The organism is Streptococcus sp. SM3, assembly GCF_027497875.1.
In genome coordinates this window covers 1-20,852 of record NZ_JAJNSA010000024.1, presented here as the reverse complement: position 1 = coordinate 20,852, position 20,852 = coordinate 1, and the positions used below count along the sequence as shown (strand labels likewise).

At 43.1% G+C, this 20,852-nt stretch carries 22 protein-coding genes and 1 pseudogene; 22 read left to right on the top strand and 1 reads right to left on the bottom strand.

Annotated elements, in window-relative coordinates:
• Positions 1 to 389 precede the first annotated feature (389 nt).
• The 14 genes and pseudogenes from adhE (at position 390) to PAN06_RS05665 (ending at position 13,112) form a co-directional block, all read left to right on the top strand.
• Entirely contained in the window at positions 390 to 3,041 is a 2,652-nt protein-coding gene (gene adhE, locus PAN06_RS05730) for a bifunctional acetaldehyde-CoA/alcohol dehydrogenase (protein WP_070449224.1), read from the top strand.
• Between the two features lie 309 nt (positions 3,042 to 3,350).
• Positions 3,351 to 3,902: a hypothetical protein gene (locus PAN06_RS05725; protein ID WP_269795828.1), complete on the top strand. Its 552-nt coding sequence runs from the start codon at positions 3,351 to 3,353 to the stop codon at positions 3,900 to 3,902.
• Positions 3,903 to 3,911: 9 nt separating this feature from the next.
• Positions 3,912 to 4,217 (top strand): hypothetical protein, encoded by a 306-nt coding sequence (locus PAN06_RS05720; RefSeq protein WP_269795827.1) that lies wholly within the window; start codon positions 3,912 to 3,914, stop codon positions 4,215 to 4,217.
• Positions 4,217 to 4,540 (top strand): hypothetical protein, encoded by a 324-nt coding sequence (locus tag PAN06_RS05715; protein WP_003009394.1) that lies wholly within the window; start codon positions 4,217 to 4,219, stop codon positions 4,538 to 4,540. Before PAN06_RS05720 ends, PAN06_RS05715 begins: the two co-directional genes overlap by 1 nt.
• Before the next feature lie 210 nt (positions 4,541 to 4,750).
• A pseudogene (locus PAN06_RS05710) lies at positions 4,751 to 4,867 on the top strand (alcohol dehydrogenase); the annotation flags it as partial.
• A gap of 158 nt (positions 4,868 to 5,025) precedes the next feature.
• Positions 5,026 to 5,412, top strand: coding sequence for an ABC transporter permease (locus PAN06_RS05705; RefSeq protein WP_269795826.1), 387 nt, complete (start codon positions 5,026 to 5,028; stop codon positions 5,410 to 5,412).
• Between the two features lie 169 nt (positions 5,413 to 5,581).
• Positions 5,582 to 6,280, top strand: coding sequence for an N-acetylmannosamine-6-phosphate 2-epimerase (locus PAN06_RS05700; RefSeq protein ID WP_195190040.1), 699 nt, complete (start codon positions 5,582 to 5,584; stop codon positions 6,278 to 6,280).
• 161 nt (positions 6,281 to 6,441) lie between these two features.
• Positions 6,442 to 6,894: a YhcH/YjgK/YiaL family protein gene (locus PAN06_RS05695; RefSeq protein ID WP_195190041.1), complete on the top strand. Its 453-nt coding sequence runs from the start codon at positions 6,442 to 6,444 to the stop codon at positions 6,892 to 6,894.
• Between the two features lie 113 nt (positions 6,895 to 7,007).
• Positions 7,008 to 8,357, top strand: a complete 1,350-nt coding sequence (locus PAN06_RS05690) for a sugar ABC transporter substrate-binding protein (RefSeq protein WP_195190042.1) — start codon at positions 7,008 to 7,010, stop codon at positions 8,355 to 8,357.
• Between the two features lie 53 nt (positions 8,358 to 8,410).
• The gene (locus PAN06_RS05685; RefSeq protein WP_049507276.1) at positions 8,411 to 9,295 is read left to right on the top strand and encodes a sugar ABC transporter permease; all 885 of its coding nucleotides are present in this window, start codon (positions 8,411 to 8,413) and stop codon (positions 9,293 to 9,295) included.
• Positions 9,295 to 10,128: a carbohydrate ABC transporter permease gene (locus PAN06_RS05680; protein ID WP_045760232.1), complete on the top strand. Its 834-nt coding sequence runs from the start codon at positions 9,295 to 9,297 to the stop codon at positions 10,126 to 10,128. Before PAN06_RS05685 ends, PAN06_RS05680 begins: the two co-directional genes overlap by 1 nt.
• Before the next feature lie 25 nt (positions 10,129 to 10,153).
• Positions 10,154 to 11,260, top strand: a complete 1,107-nt coding sequence (locus tag PAN06_RS05675; RefSeq protein WP_049507274.1) for a Gfo/Idh/MocA family oxidoreductase — start codon at positions 10,154 to 10,156, stop codon at positions 11,258 to 11,260.
• Positions 11,261 to 11,291: 31 nt separating this feature from the next.
• Positions 11,292 to 12,209 (top strand): dihydrodipicolinate synthase family protein, encoded by a 918-nt coding sequence (locus PAN06_RS05670; protein WP_269795825.1) that lies wholly within the window; start codon positions 11,292 to 11,294, stop codon positions 12,207 to 12,209.
• A gap of 15 nt (positions 12,210 to 12,224) precedes the next feature.
• On the top strand, positions 12,225 to 13,112 hold the full coding sequence (locus PAN06_RS05665) for an ROK family protein (protein ID WP_269795824.1): 888 nt from the start codon (positions 12,225 to 12,227) through the stop codon (positions 13,110 to 13,112).
• Positions 13,113 to 13,209: 97 nt separating this feature from the next.
• Here PAN06_RS05665 and PAN06_RS05660 read toward each other — a convergent pair whose 3' ends face one another.
• Complete coding sequence (locus tag PAN06_RS05660; RefSeq protein ID WP_269795823.1) at positions 13,210 to 14,049, bottom strand: MurR/RpiR family transcriptional regulator; 840 nt, start codon at positions 14,047 to 14,049, stop codon at positions 13,210 to 13,212.
• Positions 14,050 to 14,342: 293 nt separating this feature from the next.
• On the opposite strand from PAN06_RS05660, the gene PAN06_RS05655 reads away from it, so the two are divergent.
• The 8 genes from PAN06_RS05655 to PAN06_RS05620 form a co-directional block, all read left to right on the top strand.
• Positions 14,343 to 14,666, top strand: a complete 324-nt coding sequence (locus PAN06_RS05655) for a hypothetical protein (RefSeq protein ID WP_049507263.1) — start codon at positions 14,343 to 14,345, stop codon at positions 14,664 to 14,666.
• Positions 14,656 to 16,617 carry a V-type ATP synthase subunit I gene (locus PAN06_RS05650; RefSeq protein ID WP_269795822.1) on the top strand — a complete coding sequence of 654 codons (1,962 nt, stop codon included), beginning with the start codon at positions 14,656 to 14,658 and terminating at the stop codon, positions 16,615 to 16,617. Before PAN06_RS05655 ends, PAN06_RS05650 begins: the two co-directional genes overlap by 11 nt.
• 30 nt (positions 16,618 to 16,647) lie before the next feature.
• Positions 16,648 to 17,127, top strand: a complete 480-nt coding sequence (locus PAN06_RS05645; protein WP_003009435.1) for a V-type ATP synthase subunit K — start codon at positions 16,648 to 16,650, stop codon at positions 17,125 to 17,127.
• Between the two features lie 70 nt (positions 17,128 to 17,197).
• Entirely contained in the window at positions 17,198 to 17,788 is a 591-nt protein-coding gene (locus PAN06_RS05640) for a hypothetical protein (protein WP_269795821.1), read from the top strand.
• A 9-nt stretch (positions 17,789 to 17,797) separates the two neighbouring features.
• A complete protein-coding gene (locus tag PAN06_RS05635) occupies positions 17,798 to 18,817 on the top strand; it encodes a V-type ATPase subunit (RefSeq protein ID WP_269795820.1) in 1,020 nt (339 codons plus the stop codon).
• Positions 18,798 to 19,118, top strand: a complete 321-nt coding sequence (locus tag PAN06_RS05630; protein WP_031572747.1) for a V-type ATP synthase subunit F — start codon at positions 18,798 to 18,800, stop codon at positions 19,116 to 19,118. Before PAN06_RS05635 ends, PAN06_RS05630 begins: the two co-directional genes overlap by 20 nt.
• Entirely contained in the window at positions 19,115 to 19,819 is a 705-nt protein-coding gene (locus PAN06_RS05625; RefSeq protein WP_269795819.1) for a GNAT family protein, read from the top strand. Before PAN06_RS05630 ends, PAN06_RS05625 begins: the two co-directional genes overlap by 4 nt.
• Positions 19,820 to 19,852: 33 nt before the next feature.
• Positions 19,853 to 20,852 (top strand): V-type ATP synthase subunit A (locus tag PAN06_RS05620; RefSeq protein ID WP_269795818.1); only part of this gene is annotated, 1,000 nt, incomplete at its 3' end.

Below are 20,852 nucleotides of genomic sequence, written 5' to 3'. Positions count from 1 at the left end.
AACTGAAACAAAACAAATCCTAACAAAATAAAACAAAAAGCAACTTTTTACTTGTAAAAAGCTGTTTTTTTTAGTAAGATTAAGAAAACGCTTACATAAATCAATTGAAAACATCACTTTGTGAATAAAAAATTTTTTAAATTATTTTTTCACAATTTTGCTAAAGAATTGCTTTTACAGCAATCAAATTGATAAAACTTTCACAAATTTCAAAAAAAATCTTTGTGAAAGTTGCTTGGAAGTGTTTACAAAAAACTCAAAATAGAGTACAATTATATTGTGAAATAATTAACAAATCGAAATTTCTTACACTATTCTTGAAAGTTTCTGAAAACAAGAAAAAGTTCCGGAAAAGGATAAGGGTTTCAAACATTGGAGGAAAGCATCAAATGGCTGATAAAAAAACTCTCTCACCTGAAGAAAAGAAACTCGCTGCTGAAAAACACGTAGACGAGTTGGTGCAAAAAGCGCTCGTAGCGCTTGAAGAAATGCGCAAATTGAATCAGGAGCAAGTCGATTACATTGTTGCAAAAGCATCTGTAGCTGCTCTTGACGCACACGGTGAGCTTGCTCTTCATGCATATGAAGAAACTGGTCGTGGGGTCTTTGAAGACAAGGCGACGAAGAACTTGTTCGCTTGTGAACACGTAGTAAACAACATGCGTCACACGAAAACAGTTGGTGTCATTTCAGAAGATGACGTCACTGGTTTGACCCTTATTGCTGAGCCAGTCGGAGTTGTCTGCGGGATCACTCCTACAACCAACCCAACTTCAACAGCAATCTTTAAAGCCTTGATTTCATTGAAGACACGGAACCCTATCGTCTTTGCCTTCCACCCATCTGCTCAAGAATCATCTGCTCATGCAGCACAAATCGTACGCGATGCAGCAATTGCAGCTGGAGCACCTGAGAACTGTGTGCAATGGATTACCCAACCTTCTATGGAAGCAACGAGTGCCCTGATGAACCACGAGGGAGTTGCTACGATCCTCGCGACCGGTGGGAACGCCATGGTGAAAGCGGCCTACTCTTGTGGAAAACCAGCTCTTGGGGTTGGTGCCGGAAACGTACCTGCTTATGTTGAAAAATCAGCCAACATCCGCCAAGCAGCCCACGATATCGTCATGTCTAAATCATTTGACAACGGAATGGTCTGTGCATCTGAGCAAGCGGTCATCATCGATAAAGAAATCTACGATGAGTTTGTTGAAGAATTCAAATCTTACCATACTTACTTTGTCAACAAAAAAGAAAAAGCCCTTCTTGAAGAGTTCTGCTTCGGTGTGAAAGCTAACAGCAAAAACTGTGCGGGTGCGAAGTTGAATGCGGACATCGTTGGGAAACCAGCAGCATGGATCGCTGAACAAGCTGGCTTCTCAGTCCCAGAAGGAACCAACATCCTTGCGGCAGAATGTAAAGAAGTTGGTGAAAAAGAACCGTTGACTCGTGAAAAATTGTCACCAGTTATCGCTGTTTTGAAATCTGAAAGCCGTGAAGACGGAATTAACAAAGCTCGCCAAATGGTTGAATTCAACGGGCTTGGTCACTCAGCAGCCATCCATACTGCTGATGAAGAATTGACCAAAGAATTTGGTAAAGCAGTTAAAGCCATTCGTGTGATCTGCAACTCTCCTTCGACTTTCGGTGGTATCGGGGATGTTTACAATGCCTTCTTGCCATCATTGACACTTGGATGTGGTTCTTACGGACGCAACTCTGTTGGGGACAACGTTAGTGCCATCAACCTCTTGAATATCAAAAAAGTCGGACGCCGGAGAAATAACATGCAATGGATGAAACTTCCTTCAAAAACATACTTTGAACGTGATTCAATTGAATACCTACAAAAATGTCGTGACGTTGAACGTGTCATGATCGTTACAGACCACGCTATGGTAGAGCTTGGTTTCCTTGATCGCATCATCGAACAGCTTGACCTTCGTCGCAACAAGGTGGTTTACCAAATCTTTGCAGACGTAGAACCAGATCCAGATATCACAACTGTTGAACGTGGTACAGAGATCATGCGCGCCTTCAAACCAGATACCATCGTCGCTCTCGGTGGAGGATCTCCAATGGATGCGGCCAAAGTAATGTGGCTCTTCTATGAGCAACCAGAAGTGGACTTCCGTGACTTGGTTCAAAAATTCATGGATATCCGTAAACGTGCCTTCAAATTCCCATTACTTGGTAAGAAGACGAAATTCATCGCCATCCCAACTACATCTGGTACAGGATCTGAAGTAACTCCATTTGCCGTTATCTCTGATAAAGCAAACAACCGTAAATACCCAATCGCTGACTACTCATTGACTCCAACTGTTGCCATCGTAGACCCTGCCTTGGTATTGACTGTTCCAGGATCTGTTGCAGCGGACACTGGTATGGACGTTTTGACTCACGCAACAGAAGCTTATGTATCTCAAATGGCAAGTGATTACACTGATGGTCTTGCTCTTCAAGCCATCAAACTTGTCTTCGAAAACTTGGAAAGCTCAGTGAAGAACGCGGACTTCCATTCACGCGAAAAGATGCACAATGCGTCAACTATTGCAGGTATGGCCTTCGCCAATGCCTTCCTCGGTATTTCTCACTCAATGGCCCACAAGATTGGTGCGCAATTCCACACAATTCACGGACGGACCAATGCGATCTTGCTTCCATACGTTATCCGCTACAACGGTACACGCCCAGCTAAGACAGCAACATGGCCTAAGTACAACTACTACCGTGCAGATGAGAAGTATCAAGACATCGCTCGTATGCTTGGCCTTCCATGCTCTACACCAGAAGAAGCAGTTGAAGCTTACGCGAAAGCTGTTTACGAACTCGGTGAGCGCTGTGGTATCGAAATGAACTTCAAAGCACAAGGCATCGATGAAAAAGAATGGAAGAAACATTCTCGTGAATTGGCCTTCCTTGCTTACGAAGATCAATGTTCACCAGCTAACCCACGTCTTCCAATGGTAGACCATATGCAAGAAATCATCGAAGATGCTTACTATGGTTACAAGGAACGCCCAGGACGTCGTAAATAAGACGCCAAGGAACAACTGATGTTTATCAGCCATCCCTCGCTCAAAAGAGCGGGGGATTTTTGATGGCCTTTTCAGGTTTCAATCGAAAAAAGGGAGCTGAGGGATTGCCTGTCTTTTTTTGCTTTTCAGACCTCCGAACCGTTTTTCATAAAAATTAGACTTTTTTTCAGAAATTGTGTTATTTTTATAGCATTCCGAGCTATTTTATGTTACCCTATAGTGTGTGAATCTGCCTGTAGCTGAAGGGTTATGATCCTTTTTCAGTTATAGGAAATGAAAAAACAAATCCAAGAAAGGAGGCCATCTCAAATGGAGTTAGAAGGTGAAGTGCAAGATCAGGCACAGAAAATTATTGAAATGCCCCAACGAGATTGGGCAACGTCCGCTTCAGAAAATCAGCCATCATCTGCCTCGGTAGTCTCCATGTATGGGCAGGAAAGGCCAAGTATTCCGAGCCTCCATCAGCAATTGGCAGGGGCATCTGGTATCCAGACCATTCAATTACGAGAGGAATTGGTACTGGCAGTAGCACAAAATGCTTCAGCGCAAGCGACGGTCTTTGAGGCTGAGCTCAAAGATCAGCTAGAAGTGGCCAAGGAGACGGTTTCCCATAAGGTTGCTGAGGTGTCTCAAATGGCCCACAGCATGACCCAATTTTTAACAGACGCAGAAGTGGAGCAACTATTAGGAGAGTTCTCCATGGATACTTGCTGGGACCAAGCGGTCGAGGCGGAAAACCTGGCCCAAGCAAAGGCCTACTCGACACGTCTGTCAGATCTGGCAGGCCAACTGGAGGCTGCATCAGCCCAATTGGTGGACTTGGATAAGGGACAAGCAGCGGCCTTTGATTTTCATAAGTAGGAGAAAAAGATGTTAGAGATCCTGGGAGAGGACAGAGAACGAATTGAGGAGCTCCATCGAGAGATTAAAAAGGAGCAAGAGCGGATTGCGATCCGAAGTTTGATTGCAACGCAAAAGGCCTTGATGATGTTGGAAGGGATGAGTTTGCAGGTGACCTTGGCCGGTCAATCCGAGAAGATGCGCTCTTTTGCCACAACAACTCTAGTCAGTGATTTGAAAGATGGATTTACAGGAGGAGCAGCGGACGCGGCAGAAGCAGCACTGAAATCAGTGAAGAAGCCGATCTTATTGAGTCCGATTAAAGGAGGTATGTGATGTACCATTCAGGAAATAGTGAATTAGAACAACTAGAAGATCGACATTACCGCTTCAATCAGAAACTTAGCGAGTTGGAGTGGGATTATGCGGATATGCGTATGGATGTCCGCCAACATACAGAAAATTTAGTAGACTGGCTGAGTGCCCTGCATTTTCAAGCCCCAAGTGCGGAGGCTCAAAGTGGCTTGGAGCGTTTATTTGCCTTGCAAGAAGAGTTTGAGGCAGAACTCAAGCGCTATGAAGAGCGTTTAGAAGAAGAGCGTGAGCGCGAGCAGCAAGAGTACTATAAGCAGCGTCAACAATTAGAACAAGGTGATTGAAACATTCCTCTGGTAGAGATAAGAGGAATGTTTTTGTTTGCTCAAAAAACTTTTAAAAATGTGCTCATAAATTCTTGCAAGCGCTTACTTAGTATGTTATAATATTCACAAATAAACGAAAATAAAATGGTTTTATCAAACCAACAAAAAAGGAGTCGCTTATGAAAGCTGCAACCTATGTATCTGCAGGCAATCTGCAACTGCTGGATCAAGCTCATCACCCACCACTTCAAACTCTCAGAAGTTGAAAAAGCCTATGATGTCTTTAAACATGCGGGTGAAAACAACGCACTCAAAGTCATTATCGAAAATGATATCAGTGAATGAAGTGGCAACTAATATTTGTTCATAGTTTTTTTAGACGGACCAGAGATATTCTGGTCCTATTTTCAACCCCCAAAAGCCAATGATTCCTTGCAAAATAAATTTGTTGTCTTATAATATAAGTACAGAAAACGATTACATAAAGAGAAAGGTGTGATCTTATGAAACGGTTTTGTTATCATCGTGAATTCTGGATGGACTTCCATTTCTGGATCTTGGTCTTGCTTTTAGCGACTGTAGCTTTAACGATGCAGGCTCCTCTTTCGGTAGTTAGCCTGGCTTATCTTGCTTTTGTTGGGATTTTGATCCTTCTTCAGGTCTTTCAACCGGCTGTATCGACACGTCAGTATCCAGAAGGTAGCTACCATTTCAATTGGACCTTCTATCGCGATACCCGACTGTATATCGATCTCTCTTTACTAGCAGGTCTCTTGGCAGGCCCAATGGCTTCATCGGATATGGTCTATTGGATCTTGCTTGGAGCCGTCGTCGGCTCTATCGGCTTTGTATTTGTCGTAAAGGAAAAAGCGACTCAAAAGATGACCTAGGGAATCACCATGTCCTAGATCTCTGAAACTAGTTTCAGAGATCTTTTTATTTTCCCCTAAATGTGAAACTATAATCCAATTGCAGGGTTAATATTGTAAGCGCTTTAAAAATGGATTATAATCAATTTACAAGTACTCGAGTTGCCTTATTATCAAAGGAGAAGGAGTTATGTCAAAGATTACAAAAGATGAATTGATCCAGCAAATCAAAGATGGCATCATTGTTTCTTGTCAGGCTCTCCCTCACGAACCGCTCTATACAGAAACTGGAGGAGTCATTCCTCTCTTGGTTAAAGCGGCTGAGCAGGGTGGAGCTGTCGGGATCCGAGCCAATAGTGTCCGGGATATCAAGGAAATCAAGGAAGTGACCAAGTTACCGATCATTGGGATTATCAAGCGTGACTACCCACCAGAAGAACCCTTTATCACGGCTACCATGAAAGAAGTTGATGAATTAGCAGCTTTGGATATCGCGGTCATTGCTCTGGATTGTACCAAACGTCCCCGTCATGATGGCCTTTTGATTAGTGACTTTATCCATCAAGTCAAAGAAAAATATCCCGATCAGCTGTTGATGGCCGATATCTCGACCTTGGAAGAAGGATTGACGGCTGTTGAAGCTGGAGTAGACTTTGTCGGAACGACCTTATCTGGATATACAGACTACAGTCCAAAGGTCGATGGTCCAGATTTTGAACTGATCCATAGCCTCTGCCAAGCAGGAGTAGATGTCATCGCAGAAGGCAAGATCCACTATCCGGATCAAGCCAATAAAATCCATGATCTCGGGGTTCGCGGCATCGTTGTAGGTGGTGCCATTACTCGACCAAAAGAGATTACAGAGCGCTTCGTCGCAGCCTTAAAATGAGAAAACAAAACAGTAGATTGAAGGAGGAGGAGACCGAATAGAGAGTAGTCGAATTCATTTAATGAGAGTGTTTCAGTGAAGGATAACGATGAAGATTTCAAGAAGGAAGTCATATTTGCTTAACTTTCTGCAACATAAATCTAGTGTAAAAGGAGAAATAGATGATATTTGATGATTTAATAAACATAAAATTGTACAAAGGGATTCATCCTAATCTGGATCAAGCGATTGATTTTCTCTATGAACACCGGAAAGATTCTTTTGATCTCGGGAGATATGATATCGACGGTGACAAGGTCTTTCTCGTTGTCCAAGAAAACACCCTTAACAAAGATGAAAATGATCGCTTTGAACATCATCGTCGTTATGCCGACCTTCATTTATTAGTTGAAGGACATGAATTTTCTAGCTACGGTTCCCGTATCCTAGATGAAGCTATTCCATTTGATGAAGCAAGTGATATTGGCTTTGTTCATTGTGAGAAATTCTATCCACTTCATTTGGGCTATCATAATTTTGCAGTCTTCTTCCCTGGTGAACCTCATCAACCAAATGGCTATTCAGGTCAGGAAGAAATAGTCAGAAAGTATCTATTCAAAATTGCGATTGATTAGATATGTCAAATAGAAAATGGAGGAGATAAGCGATATAGTTAGTTTTTTCGGAGAAGTTAAGGCTTCAAAGCACAGATTGCATTTTTTGTATTTAAAATAGAAAGAGGAAAACAATGAAAAATAGTAAGAAAATTCTTTTCGCTTTGGTTCTCGCGTTATTCGCATTGTTTGTCACTGCATGTTCATCTTCAAAAAATGATGCAGAAGGAAGTAATAAATCTGGAGAATTATCTGGTGAAATTGTAATGTGGCACTCATTTACTCAGGGACCTCGGTTAGAAAGTATTCAAAAATCAGCTGATGAGTTCATGAAGAAGCATCCAAAGGTTAAAATCAAGATTGAGACATTTTCATGGAATGACTTCTATACAAAATGGACGACTGGATTAGCAAATGGCAATGTTCCAGATATTAGTACAGCTTTGCCAAACCAAGTTATGGAAATGGTCAATTCAGATGCTTTGGTTCCATTGAATGATACTATTAAGACAATTGGAGAAGACAAATTTAATAAAACAGCATTAGATGAAGCGAAGGTTGATGGCAATTTTTATTCCGTGCCTTTGTACTCACATGCTCAAGTTATGTGGGTTCGCACTGATTTATTGAAACAATATAATATTGAAGTTCCAAAAACATGGGATCAGTTGTATGAAGCTTCTAAAAAATTAAAAGAAAATGGAGTTTATGGATTGTCTGTTCCTTTCGGGACAAATGATATGATGGGGACACGCTTCTTGAATTTCTATGTACGAAGTGGCGGTGGTAGCCTGTTGACAAAAGATTTGAAAGCTAACTTGACAAGCAAACTGGCTCAAGATGGAATTAAATATTGGGTGAAGATGTACAAAGAATTTTCTCCGAAAGATTCATTGAACTTTAATGTCTTGCAACAAGCTACTTTGTTCTATCAAGGAAAGACAGCATTTGACTTTAACTCAGGATTCCATGTAGGTGGTATTCAAGCAAATAGCCCTCAATTGATTGATGCGATTGACGCTTATCCTATTCCAAAAGTAAAAGAATCAGATAAAGATTATGGCATTGAAACTTCTAATATTCCATTGGTAGTTTGGAAGAATTCAAAACATCCAGAAGTAGCGAAAGCATTCTTAGAATCTTTGTATGAAAAGAAAGATTATATTAGCTTCTTAGATTCAACTCCTGTTGGAATGTTGCCTGCCATCAAAGGAATTAGTAATGATCCAGCCTATAAAGATAATGACATCCGCAAGAAATTCCAACATGCAGAAGAAGTTATTACAAAAGCAGCGGAAAAAGGTACAGCTATTGGATATGAAAATGGTCCAAGTGTTCAAGCTGGAATGTTAACAAACCAACATATCATTGAACAAATGTTCCAAGATATTATTACAAATGGTAAAGACCCAATGGAGGCTGCTAAGGATGCAGAAAAACAATTGAATGATTTATTTGAAACTGTAGCAGTTGATGTTAAATAATGATAGCAGAGGCTACAATTATGTGGCCTCTGTTTTTAGAGAGGAATAAGCATATGGTCAAAAATAGAAATTTGACTCGATGGGTGTTTGTATTACCTGCTATTATCATTGTTGGACTATTATTTGTTTATCCATTTTTCTCCAGCATCTATTTTAGCTTTACAAACAAACATTTGATCATGCCAAGGTATAAATTTGTAGGATTGGCAAACTATAAAGCAGTTTTATCGGACCCTAATTTCTACAATGCCTTCTTTAATTCCCTTAAGTGGACAGTCTTTTCTCTTTTGGGACAAGTGCTTGTTGGTTTTGTGTTAGCACTGGCCTTGCATAGAGTAAGACGCTTTAAGAAGTTATATAGAACATTGTTGATTGTTCCTTGGGCATTTCCAACTATTGTCATCGCCTTTTCTTGGCAATGGATCTTAAATGGAGTATATGGTTATCTACCTAACTTGATTGTGAAATTAGGACTGATGAATCACGTCCCTGGATTTTTGACAGAAAGTACGTGGGCTTTCATCTGTTTAGTGTTTATTAATATTTGGTTTGGTGCCCCTATGATCATGGTCAATGTTCTATCTGCCTTACAAACGGTTCCGGAGGAACAGTTTGAAGCTGCTAGGATTGATGGAGCTTCCAGTTGGCAAGTTTTTAGATTTGTAATTTTACCTCATATTAAAGTGGTAGTAGGATTACTTGTTGTACTTAGAACAGTATGGATTTTTAATAACTTTGATATTATTTATCTTATTACAGGTGGTGGCCCTTCAAACGCGACAACAACATTGCCAATATTTGCATATAATCTCGGTTGGGGAACAAAACTCCTTGGGCGTGCCTCAGCAGTAACAGTTTTGTTATTTATTTTCTTATTGGCAATATGTTTCATTTACTTTGGAGTAATTAGTAAATGGGAGAAGGAGGGTAGAAAATGATGAAGAGAAGAACAAATGTACTCCTTGATATTGGATCCCATGTTGTTTTAGTTATTTCGACTATTATTGCAATTTTTCCTTTAGTTTGGATTCTTCTTTCTTCTGTAAAAGGAAAAGGTGAATTAACCCAATTTCCAACAAGATTTTGGCCCAAACAGTTTACTCTAGATTATTTTACGCATGTTATTAATGATCTACATTTTATAAATAATATAAAAAATAGCCTGTTAATCGCATTAACGACAACTGTCATCGCTATTATCATTTCTGCAATGGCTGCTTATGGTATCGTTCGATTCTTTCCAAAATTAGGGGCTATCATGTCCCGGTTGCTTGTGATTACCTATATCTTCCCTCCGATTTTATTGGCAATTCCTTATTCAATTGCAATTGCAAAAGTTGGATTGACCAATAGTTTAATTGGTTTAATGATTGTTTATCTTTCATTTAGTGTTCCTTATGCGGTGTGGTTATTAGTAGGGTTCTTCCAAACAGTTCCAATTGGAATTGAGGAAGCAGCAAAAATAGATGGTGCGAATAAATTTGTTACCTTCTATAAAGTGGTATTACCAATTGTAGCGCCAGGGATTGTTGCTACAGCGATCTATACCTTTATCAATGCCTGGAATGAATTTCTTTATGCATTGATTTTGATCAACGATACAAGTAAGATGACTGTTGCGGTGGCTTTGCGTTCATTAAATGGCTCGGAAATACTGGATTGGGGAGATATGATGGCAGCATCCGTAATTGTGGTATTGCCTTCAATTATCTTCTTCTCAATTATCCAAAATAAAATCGCAAGTGGTCTTTCTGAAGGATCCGTAAAATAGTAAAAATAGAAATAGGAGAAAAACAATGGTTGTAAATTATGGTGTTGTCGGCACAGGATACTTTGGTGCTGAATTAGCAAGATATATGAAAAAAAATGATGGTGCAGTAATTACAGTGGTGTATGATCCGGAAAATGCAGAAGCTGTAGCAGAAGAATTAGGAGCAAGAGTGGCTTCGTCACTAGATGAATTGGTTCAAAGTGATGATGTAGACTGTGTGATCGTTGCCTCTCCTAATAATCTGCATAAAGAACCTGTTATTAAAGCTGCTCAGAATGGAAAAAATGTATTCTGTGAAAAACCGATTGCTTTATCATACGAAGATTGTAAAGAGATGGTAGAAACATGTAAAGAAAATGGTGTGATTTTCATGGCTGGTCATATTATGAATTTCTTTAATGGTGTCCATCATGCTAAAGAATTGATCAATCAAGGGGTTATTGGGGACGTTTTATACTGTCATACAGCTAGAAATGGCTGGGAAGAACAACAACCATCAATTTCATGGAAAAAAATTCGTGAAAAATCAGGAGGCCATCTTTACCACCATATCCATGAGTTGGATTGTGTTCAATTTTTAATGGGAGGTATTCCTGAAACAGTTACGATGACAGGTGGAAATGTAGCTCACCAAGGAGAAAACTTTGGTGATGAAGATGACATGATTTTTGTCAATATGGAATTCCCTGGTAAGCGATTTGCCTTGCTTGAATGGGGCTCAGCCTATCGTTGGGGAGAACACTATGTCTTGATCCAGGGAACAAAGGGTGCTATAAAATTAGACCTATTTAATTGTAAAGGTACTCTCAAAGTAGACGGAAAAGAAACTTATTTCTTAATTCATGAATCTCAGGAAGAGGATGATGACCGTACAAGAATTTATCATAGCACTGAGATGGATGGTGCCATTGCTTATGGTAAACCAGGGAAACGAACTCCATTGTGGCTTTCATCCGTGATAGATAAAGAAATGAAATATCTTCATGACATAATGAATGGTGCTCCTGTATCAAAAGAATTTGAAAAACTATTAACCGGAGAAGCGGCGTTAGAAGCAATTGCATCTGCTGATGCTTGTACTCGTTCCATTAATGAGGACCGAAAAGTTAAATTATCAGAGATCATGGGTTAATAACATTACTGATACGACAAAAGGAGAAAAAATGTCAGATTTAAAAAAATATAAAGGAGTCATCCCTGCTTTTTATGCCTGCTATGATGACCAAGGGGAAATTAGCCCGGAGCGGGTGCGTGCTCTCGTAGAATATTTTATCGCGAAAGGTGTGCAGGGCTTGTATGTCAACGGATCCTCTGGCGAATGTATCTACCAGAGCGTGGCCGATCGCAAGCTGGTCTTGGAAGAAGTCATGGCAGTAGCTAAAGGAAAATTGACCATCATCGCTCACGTAGCCTGCAACAACACCAAGGATAGCGTGGAATTGGCACGACATGCAGAAGAACTAGGAGTGGATGCCATTGCGGCCATTCCGCCGATCTATTTCCGCTTGCCAGAATACGGTGTGGCCCACTACTGGAATGAAATCAGTGCAGCAGCACCCCATACAGACTTTGTCATCTACAACATCCCGCAATTGGCTGGGGTAGCTTTGACACCGAGTCTTTACAAGGAAATGTTGAAAAATCCACGGGTGATTGGGGTGAAAAATTCTTCGATGCCTGTTCAGGACATTCAAACTTTTGCTTCTTTAGGAGGCGATAACCATATCGTCTTTAATGGTCCGGATGAACAATTCTTAGGTGGCCGTCTCATGGGAGCACATGCTGGGATCGGTGGTACCTATGGTGCGATGCCAGAGCTCTTCTTGAAGCTCAATCAGCTGATTGCTGAGAAAGACTTGGAGACTGCGCGTGCCCTGCAGTTTGCCATCAATGACATTATCGGAGTCTTGACGTCTGCTCATGGCAATATGTATGCGGTCATCAAAGCGGTTTTGCGCATCAATGAAGGTTTGGACTTGGGATCTGTTCGCTCCCCTTTGACGCCAGTAGTAGAAGCGGATCAAGAAGTGATTCAACGTGCTGCTCAACTCATTCAGGACACAAAAGCCAGATTCCTTTGATCAAAGGAGGTCTAGATGAATCCATATGTTGTAATTGATATCGGAGGGACCAGTATCAAGTATGGTCTAGCCGATGCAAAAGGGCAACTCCTAGAGACCCATGAAATGCCAACGGAGGCCCAAAAAGGAGGACCTCACATTCTTAACACAACAAAGGAAATTGTAGCCCGTTATTTGAAGAAGCATGCCTTGGCAGGGGTTGCGATTTCTTCGGCCGGGATGGTGGATCCTGATAAGGGAGAAATCTTTTATGCTGGGCCACAAATTCCCAACTATGCTGGAACTCAGTTTAAAAAGGAAATCGAAGAGACTTTTCAGATCCCTTGCGAGATTGAAAATGATGTTAACTGTGCCGGTCTTGCAGAAGTCACAACAGGTCATGCAAAAGGCTCGAACAATGCTGTTTGCTTGACGATTGGAACAGGGATCGGTGGTTGTCTCTTGCTTGATGGTCAGGTTTTTCATGGCTTTAGCAATTCAGCCTGTGAGGTTGGCTATCTTCATTTGCCAGACGGTGCCTTTCAGGACCTGGCTTCAACGACGGCTTTAGTCGAGTATGTGGCAGAACATCATGGTGATCCTGTGGAACAGTGGAATGGTCGCCGGATCTTCAAGCAGGCAACTGAAGGAGATAAAATCTGTATGGCTGGAATTGATCGGATGGTGACCTATCTTGGAAAAGGATTGGCTAATATCGTTTATGTGGTCAATCCGGAAGTCATCGTTCTTGGAGGGGGAATTATGGTTCAGGAAGCGATCCTGAAACCTAAAATCTATCAAGCTCTGTGTGCGGAACTGGTTCCTAGCCTAGCAGATAAGATCCGTTTAGAATTTGCTCACCATCAAAATGCTGCGGGTATGTTGGGGGCCTACTACCACTTTAGACAAAAACATGGAACATAAAACAAGTCGCACTGACGACTTGTTTTTGCTTCATCACAAAAAGCATGAAAGACGAAGAAAACCTTATCTTTCATGCTTTTTAAATAGGGAGACTATATTATGATTTTCGAGAACGTTGACTAGAAAGCTTTTTGTTTTCCCAGTAGCTATTAAAGACAATTTCCTTTTGTTCTCGGCTTTTATTAAGGAAATGGGCATAGATTAAATCGACCACGATGAGGAGTGGTAAAATCGCAGAGATACGATCGATATAGGTACTACTAGGAAGGGGTGCGGCTGGTAACACTTCTGTGAATCCTTGATGGATGGCAGCGGGATTAGCGGTCACAAGAACCGTTTTAGCCCTTTTTTCTTTCGCATTCAGAAGACTGTCTGTAATGGAGTTTGTGCCTCCTGACAATGAGAAGCCGATGACTAAACAAGAGGAATCGAGAATACTGGTCGTCCAAGCAAAGCCGTCTTGATCAGTCAGGGCTTCACAAACAACGCCTAGTCGCATAAAGCGCAATTTCATTTCTCGAGCGACTAAACCAGAACTACCAATCCCGAAGAAATAGACTCGGTCCGCTTGATTGATCAGCTCAGCTACTCGATCCAATTGGGAATCTTTTACCAGACTTTCAGTGACGTTGCTGATATGGTGGTAGCGTTGCAAGACGCTGAGAGTGAGTTCGTCATGTTCTTGCACTTGTTTTTGATTCTTTGTTTCCTCATTAAAATGATAGACAAACTCCCGATAGCCGGAAAAGCCACATTTTTGAGAGAAACGTGTTAAAGCTGCCTTTGAGACGTGGAGTAACTCCGTTACACGAGAAGAGGACAGGGAGTGCTGTCGTGCTTCTGACGATAAAAAATATTGGGCAATGTCGCGTTCCATATCCGTTAACTCAGCTTCATGGCTGGCGATAATGGCGCGTAAATCTTGATCTTGTTTCACAGCAATCCTCCTTTCTCACGAGATGAAATAACAGGATGCTCCTATAATATATTACACATTATAACATGGGTAACCGCTTTATTCAAGTAAAAGAAATCAAGAAACACTGAAACTAGGAACAGGATATGAGAAAAGAAGAGAACGCTACCAAACTTGAAACGAAGCTCTTATTGGTTGTCCGCAATTTTCTGAAAATTCCCGGTTGGGCCTGAACAAACGATATGAATTGTGGTATAATTTAAGATAATTGTACTGTTGTTCGAAGAATAATGGTTGAATAAGGAGGTGTGACAATGTCGAATGCAACACTCGAGATGATGCAAGAGATCGAGCAAGCAGCTCAAGGCGTGATTGTAGGCTATGAAGCTCAAGTCGAACAAATCCGAACGGATTCACGCGATCGCCTTGCAACAGTGGCACAGCATTACGATGAGGAAACCAAGCAATTGGTTACAGAGGCAGAAAAAAACGCCCAGGAAAAACTCGTCCGTTTAACGAAAGATCTGGAAGAAACGGTTGCGCGCAATGATGCCAAAGTACAGCAAGCGATGACCGATAAGCGAGCTGGGTTAGTTGAAGCCATTGTAGAAAAGGTGGTAGCAAGCTATGGCCGTTAGTCAGATGCAAAAACTGTCTCTCATCTTGCCCAAAGATGACTTGGACAGTCTCCTACTAGCGCTGCAGTCTGAGGCGAAAATCCAGATTTATGACCTAAGTGAACAGGAAGAGTGGCAGGCTGCTTTTGAGGCAAATACCTTGTCTCAACCCTTGACAGAGGACAATCGTCAAGTCTTGGTAGAGCTACAAAAACGTCAAGAACAAGTTGAAAAAATGATTCAGACTCTGGAGCCCTATATGCCTGAGAAGAAGGCCCTGCAAGCTCTGAAGGAAGAACCTTTAAGTTTGTCTTTTGATGATCTGCAGGCCCACGGGATGATTCGAGATGAGGATCTTCTATTGACCAAGTTGAAACGCCAATTGCGCGTGTTAGACAAGGCTCGCCAGAAGATTGCAGATGCAAAGGGAGAGATCGAGCGCTTAGAAAAATGGCGACCGTTAGAGGTGACACCAACAGCCCTTGCTACCTTTCACTATGTGCATGGTTTGATTGGGACCATCCCGAATAGCGATACAGACGCTGTTCGTTCTTCCTTAAAAGCTCATCCTGAGCTGGAGTTAGAAGAAGTCTTTACGTCTGAGACGGAACACGGCTATGTCATCTTGTATCGTTCGGGAGACCGTGTAGCTGTTCAGGAGCTTCTGGAAGAACATGGGTTCAAAGAATTGGACTATGAAGAAGAGCAAGTCCCAGCTGCTTACTTGGATCGCTTAGAAAGGGAAATCAAAGAGCAGGAAGCTGTCGTTGCAGCAACCCTAGCAGAGTTACAAGACTCCCAGAAGGAGTTGGACCAACTCAAGTATCAGATGGATTACTTGTTGAGCTTGGGGGCTCGTGAGGAAGCCAAGTCACTGCTAGCTAGCACGCAAAGTTTGGTAGCCTTAGAGGGTTGGATTGAAACATCGCAAGTGGCCTCGTTACGAGACTTCTTGCAACAAGGCTTTGGTTCTCGGGTCTTACTTGAGACGCGCGATGTGACAGAAAAAGATTGGGATGACGTGCCGATCCAGTTGCGAAATAGCGCCTTGGTAGAGCCTTTTGAATTAGTCACAGAGATGTATGCCTTGCCTAAGTATTACGAGAAAGATCCAACTCCGATCGTTTCTCTCTTCTACTTTGTTTTCTTTGGCATGATGGTCGCAGATATTGGTTATGGCCTCTTGCTAACGGTAGCGACAGGGTTTGCCCTTAAAGCCTTTAAGCTCAAGCCTGGGACAGCGAAAAACCTTCGTTTCTTCAGTCTCCTCGGAATTTCAGTGGCCCTCTGGGGTGTGGTCTATGGCTCTTTCTTTGGATTTGAGATGCCTTTTGCCCTGATCAGTACGACCAGCAACGCTATGACCATCCTGATCCTCTCAGTGGTCTTTGGTTTTGTCACTGTCTTAGTGGGACTGTTCCTAGGGGGGATGAAAAATGTCCGCCTCAAAGACTACACGGAAGCCTATAATGCGGGCTTTGCTTGGGTTTTGATCCTACTTGGCTTAATGCTTCTAGCAGTAGGCAATATCTTACCAGGGATGAGCGTCCTAGTTCCGATTGGTAAGTGGCTAGCTATTTTGAATGCCATTGGGATCTTGATTGTTTCCATTGTCAGTGCCAAGAAGCTGTCCGGTTTAGCGTCTGGTCTCTTTAACCTCTACAATGTCAGTGGCTATGTCGGAGACTTGGTCAGCTTCACCCGTTTGATGGCTTTGGGATTGTCTGGAGCGAGTATCGGTTCAGCCTTTAACCTGATTGTCAATCTCTTCCCACCGCTTGGACGGTTTACGGTAGGGCTTGTGCTCTTTATCGTCCTACATGCCATTAACATGTTCCTGTCCTTCTTGTCAGGATATGTGCATGGAGCCCGTTTAATCTTTGTGGAGTTCTTCGGTAAGTTCTACGAAGGAGGAGGCAAGCCATTTCGTCCTCTTAAACCTTCTGAACGCTATATTAAAACAAAAAAATAAGTATTATCTTAAAAAAATAGGAGTATATTCATGGAATCTTTAGCATCATATTTTTCAGCCCATGGGGGCGCCTTCTTTGCAGCATTTGGTGTGGCGATCGCAGTCGCACTTAGTGGGATGGGATCTGCCCTTGGGGTTGGTAAAACGGGTCAAGCAGCAGCAGCCCTCTTGAAAGAACAACCCGAAAAATTTGCCCAAGCCCTGATTTTGCAATTGTTGCCAGGTACACAAGGTTTGTACGGTTTCGTTATCGGGATCTTGATCTGGTTGCAAATTAAGCCAGATATGCCACTTGAAACAGGGGTTGCTTACTTCTTTACAGCTCTTCCAGTTGCGATCGTTGGTTATTTCTCAGCAAAACACCAAGGAAATGTTGCGACAGCAGGGATGCAAATCTTGGCAAAACGTCCTGAGGACATGATGAAAGGGGTTATCCTTGCGGCCATGGTTGAAACCTATGCCATCTTGGCCTTCGTTGTGTCCTTCCTATTGACCCTACGCGTCGGCTAAGAGCTAGCTTTGATGGATTCGCCTTACGAGGCGAAAAACACAAGACGCATGCAATAGGAGAAAAAACGATATGGATGAACAAACCCAATTAAAGGATTCGATCTTGGCCCAAGCCCATGAAAAAGGGCGTAAACTCTTAGAAGAGGCCAAGGAAACCATCCTAAAAGAAGAGACTGCACAAGAAGAGCGTTTGATTCAAGACAAACACAATCAACGCTCCGAGCAGCTCAAGCGGATTCAACGTCAATTGCAACGTGAAACCCAACAAATCGAAAATAAAAAACGCCAATCAACCCTTGTCACCAAGCAACGAGTCTTAAAGGATCTCTTTGCGGATGCTTATGAAGCAATGGCGGCTTGGCCCCTTGAAAAGGAAATGCAGTTTGTAGATGCGATTTTAGACCGCTATCAAGGGCAAGTTGTGACTCTGACCTTTGGGGTGGTGAGTGCTAGCAAATTTGATCCAGCAGCTCTCGATAGATTGAAGCAGACTCATCAGAATGTGACAGTTGCGGATGCGACAATCCCAGCTCAGGCAGGCTTTGTCTTGTCGGTTGGGAAGATTGATGACAACTATCTCTACCGTGATTTGGTGGATTCTATTTGGGAGCAAGAAAGCTACCAGATGGCAGCCAGCATTTTCACCGACGAAGAGAACTAGGAGGTTGCAATGAGCGAACGGACCTATTCTCAAGTTAATACAGGAATCAGCGTACGTGAGGCTAGTTTTGTCAGTCCCAGTCAGTTCGAGCAGTTGCTTGCAAGTCCCTCCAGTGAGAGCCGAGAAGGCTTGCTACAAGGGACATCTTATGCTTTAGACAGCCACGAGATCAAGGATTTAGCAGCCCTTGAAGAGCGTCTGATGGCAGCCTTGTTGGCGGAATACCAATGGGCTTTTGAGGTAAGCCCTCAGTCAGACCTGGTTAGCCTGTTTACCTTGAAGTACACCTATCATAATCTCAAGGTTTATCTAAAACACAAGGCGACAGAGCGCAAGTTGGGGCATTTATTGATCCCCGTCGGTCCTTATTCTCTTGATGTGCTCGAGCATTTGGTGGCGACCTTTTCTGCGGAGCATTGTCCGGCCTTTATGGCGGAAGAAGTGGCTGCAACTTGGCAAGAATTCCAAGACTATCAGGACTTGCGGGTTCTCGAAATCGGGATGGACTTAGCTTATTTTAAACACCTGAGATACTTAGGAGACAGTCTAGATCATCCGATTTTGAAGCAGTTGGTAGACGTGACCATTGACTTTTACAATGCGATTACGGTCAAACGGGCTTTGGATCAGCAAAAACCGCATAGTTTTATGCACCAATTGCTCTCGGATGAAGGAAGCCTCAGTGCCCATCAGGTGATCGACCTGCTAGAATCTGGTCAGTGGTTGACCTGGTTTTATCAAGTCAATCCGCTGGAGTACGATCTCGCCTTAGAGACTTATGAAGAAAAGATGCGCACCGGTCAACTCAAGACAACAGAGTTGGAGTATCTAGAAAGTTTGGTGAAATTCAGTCTTCTAGACGCTGGCCGTTTTGAAGTCGATGGACCACTCCCTCTTGTTCGTTATCTTTACGGAAAAGAGTTAGAGGTGACCAACCTTCGTTTGGTCCTCTCTGGTTTGGACAATGGTTTTCCGCTAGCAGAAATCAAAGAAAGGATGAGACCGATTTATGGACAAACAGACCTATAAGATCGCCGTTGTGGGCAATCGGGACGCCATCCTTCCTTTTCGCCTGATTGGCTTTCAAACCTATCCGGTCACAGAGCCGCAAGAAGCGATCAATACCTTGCGAAAACTCAGTCGGGAAAACTTCGGGATTATCTACCTGACAGAGGATATTGCTCAAGCTATTCCAGAAACAGTGGCTTTTTACGACCAGCAGCTGACACCGGCCTTGATTCTTATCCCGACCCATAGAGGGACTACAGGACTGGGCCAACAGCGGATTCGTGATAATGTCGAAAAAGCAGTAGGACAGGATATTTTATGAGAACAAATGAATTTGGTCAAGCGATTGGGGATGCACTGCCGGAGTTTACACCGGGGCGCTTGCCAGCTATTGAGCGGATCGAAGGTCGCTATACCGTGATCGAGCGCCTCTCAAAAGAAAAACATGGAGCAGATCTTTATCAGGTTTACGGGCCAGACTCTCCAGCAGCGATGTGGACCTTTCTGTTTAAAGGTCCTGCCCGCAATGAAGAGGAGTGGGACCGCTTATTAGATGATCTCATGACAGCCCAAGGTCGCTTTTACTATGCGATTGTAGACAAAGATTCAGGCAAGGCTTTAGGGACATTCTCTCTCATGAGGATCGATCAAGCCAACCGGGTGATCGAAGTCGGAGCAGTGACCTACTCACCAGCGCTCCAAAAGACTCGCATGGCTACAGAAGCCCAGTATCTATTAGCGCGCTATGTGTTTGAGGAGTTAGGTTACCGCCGTTATGAGTGGAAATGCGATGCCTTAAACCAAGCTTCTCGAAAAGCAGCTGAGCGCTTAGGATTCACCTATGAAGGCTGTTTCCGTCAGGCTGTTGTTTATAAAGGTCGTACCCGCGATACAGACTGGTTGTCTATCATTGACCAAGAATGGCCAGCAATCAAAGAGCGTTTCGAAGCTTGGTTGGATCCAAGCAACTTCGATGACAATGGCCAACAAAAGCAAGCTCTAAGAGAGATAGCACAAAAGTAAAACAAAGAAACAAAGGATTCCCAGGAGGAATACATGACTCAAGGAAAAATTATCAAAGTTTCCGGTCCCTTGGTGGTCGCATCAGGGATGCAGGAGGCCAATATCCAAGACATTTGCCGGGTCGGCGATCTTGGTTTGATTGGCGAAATTATTGAGATGCGACGTGACGAAGCCTCTATCCAAGTATACGAAGAAACGTCTGGAGTTGGTCCAGGAGAACCAGTGGTAACAACCGGAGCCCCCCTTTCTGTTGAATTGGGACCAGGCTTGATCTCTCAGATGTTTGATGGGATCCAACGCCCCTTGGAACGTTTCCAAGAAGTGACTGCCAGTGACTTTTTGGTTCGTGGGGTGCAAGTTCCAAATCTAGATCGGGACACCAAATGGGCCTTCGAACCAAGTGTGACTGAAGGGACAGAAGTGGTCGCTGGAGACATCGTCGGTACCGTTCAAGAGACCAATATGGTGGAACACCGCATCATGGTACCCTTTGGTGTCAGTGGACGTGTGACCAAGATCGCAGCAGGTTCTTACACAGTGGAAGAGCCGGTCTATGAGATCGAGCAGGCAGATGGCAGCCTCTTTACTGGTACTTTGATGCAAAAATGGCCGGTTCGTCGAGGCCGTCCTTTTGCACAAAAACTGATTCCAGTAGAGCCTTTGGTCACCGGTCAACGGGTCATCGATACCTTCTTCCCTGTGACTAAAGGTGGAGCTGCAGCTGTTCCTGGTCCTTTCGGAGCTGGGAAAACAGTTGTGCAACACCAGGTGGCTAAGTTTGCCAATGTAGACATCGTAATTTACGTTGGTTGTGGGGAACGAGGAAATGAAATGACGGACGTTCTGAATGAATTTCCAGAATTGATCGATCCAACGACTGGTCAATCCATCATGCAACGGACTGTTCTGATCGCCAACACTTCGAACATGCCAGTAGCGGCGCGTGAAGCTTCCATCTACACAGGGATTACTATTGCCGAATACTTCCGTGATATGGGCTACTCCGTTGCCATCATGGCGGACTCTACTTCTC

Coding starts and splice junctions, on each gene's coding strand:
- PAN06_RS05705 (WP_269795826.1), top strand. CDS start 5,026: ATGAAACGGTTTTGTTATCATCGTGAATTCTGGATGGACTTCCATTTC.
- PAN06_RS05635 (WP_269795820.1), top strand. CDS start 17,798: ATGAGCGAACGGACCTATTCTCAAGTTAATACAGGAATCAGCGTACGT.
- PAN06_RS05650 (WP_269795822.1), top strand. CDS start 14,656: ATGGCCGTTAGTCAGATGCAAAAACTGTCTCTCATCTTGCCCAAAGAT.
- PAN06_RS05630 (WP_031572747.1), top strand. CDS start 18,798: ATGGACAAACAGACCTATAAGATCGCCGTTGTGGGCAATCGGGACGCC.
- PAN06_RS05675 (WP_049507274.1), top strand. CDS start 10,154: ATGGTTGTAAATTATGGTGTTGTCGGCACAGGATACTTTGGTGCTGAA.
- PAN06_RS05700 (WP_195190040.1), top strand. CDS start 5,582: ATGTCAAAGATTACAAAAGATGAATTGATCCAGCAAATCAAAGATGGC.
- PAN06_RS05715 (WP_003009394.1), top strand. CDS start 4,217: ATGTACCATTCAGGAAATAGTGAATTAGAACAACTAGAAGATCGACAT.
- PAN06_RS05720 (WP_269795827.1), top strand. CDS start 3,912: ATGTTAGAGATCCTGGGAGAGGACAGAGAACGAATTGAGGAGCTCCAT.
- PAN06_RS05670 (WP_269795825.1), top strand. CDS start 11,292: ATGTCAGATTTAAAAAAATATAAAGGAGTCATCCCTGCTTTTTATGCC.
- PAN06_RS05665 (WP_269795824.1), top strand. CDS start 12,225: ATGAATCCATATGTTGTAATTGATATCGGAGGGACCAGTATCAAGTAT.
- adhE (WP_070449224.1), top strand. CDS start 390: ATGGCTGATAAAAAAACTCTCTCACCTGAAGAAAAGAAACTCGCTGCT.
- PAN06_RS05680 (WP_045760232.1), top strand. CDS start 9,295: ATGAAGAGAAGAACAAATGTACTCCTTGATATTGGATCCCATGTTGTT.
- PAN06_RS05695 (WP_195190041.1), top strand. CDS start 6,442: ATGATATTTGATGATTTAATAAACATAAAATTGTACAAAGGGATTCAT.
- PAN06_RS05655 (WP_049507263.1), top strand. CDS start 14,343: ATGTCGAATGCAACACTCGAGATGATGCAAGAGATCGAGCAAGCAGCT.
- PAN06_RS05690 (WP_195190042.1), top strand. CDS start 7,008: ATGAAAAATAGTAAGAAAATTCTTTTCGCTTTGGTTCTCGCGTTATTC.
- PAN06_RS05625 (WP_269795819.1), top strand. CDS start 19,115: ATGAGAACAAATGAATTTGGTCAAGCGATTGGGGATGCACTGCCGGAG.
- PAN06_RS05645 (WP_003009435.1), top strand. CDS start 16,648: ATGGAATCTTTAGCATCATATTTTTCAGCCCATGGGGGCGCCTTCTTT.
- PAN06_RS05685 (WP_049507276.1), top strand. CDS start 8,411: ATGGTCAAAAATAGAAATTTGACTCGATGGGTGTTTGTATTACCTGCT.
- PAN06_RS05640 (WP_269795821.1), top strand. CDS start 17,198: ATGGATGAACAAACCCAATTAAAGGATTCGATCTTGGCCCAAGCCCAT.
- PAN06_RS05725 (WP_269795828.1), top strand. CDS start 3,351: ATGGAGTTAGAAGGTGAAGTGCAAGATCAGGCACAGAAAATTATTGAA.